At 56.1% G+C, this 503-nt stretch carries 1 protein-coding gene; it reads right to left on the minus strand.

The features are described 5' to 3' along the window. Window positions 1–503 (minus strand): phage portal protein (locus tag ACKWMY_RS28290; protein WP_409487559.1); only part of this gene is annotated, 503 nt, incomplete at both ends.

Genomic DNA, 503 nt, shown 5'->3' on the forward strand with positions numbered 1-503 from the left:
GGTCGGCGGTGTCGAACTCCACCTGGTAGCGGGAACCGGCTGAAGGCGAACTCAACAACAAGGCGGCTTTAAGCTGTTGCTCAAAGTTGGTCAGCCAGGGGCGCATCGTCATGGTAAGGAAAGCGCGGCTGGCTTCGCTAAAGTTGCTGTAGGTGCTGTTGGAATACTCTTGCAGGAAGATCGGGCTGATATTGAAGATCCGGGCAATGTCTTCGATGGTGAAGCGGCGAGAACCCAACCACTCCGCATCCTGATTGCTCATGCCTAATTGCTCGTACTCCATGCCACCTTCAAGGATCGGTGTTTTACCGGCGTTTCTGGCCCCTTTGTAACGTTCCAGGGCATCCATAGCTTTCTTGCCGTTCACGCTATCCAGCCACTCTTTGGCCTTAACGATCCCTGCGGCCATCATGCCGTCACGCATAATGCTGGCACCGTGGCGCTGTTGAGCCATACCCAGCCCCAGGGTTTCCCGGCAGATGCTGACCGGTGAGCGAGACAAA

The sequence above is a fragment of the Serratia sp. J2 genome, from assembly GCF_046269175.1.
GTDB classification, from domain to species: Bacteria; Pseudomonadota; Gammaproteobacteria; order Enterobacterales; family Enterobacteriaceae; genus Chania; species Chania fonticola_C.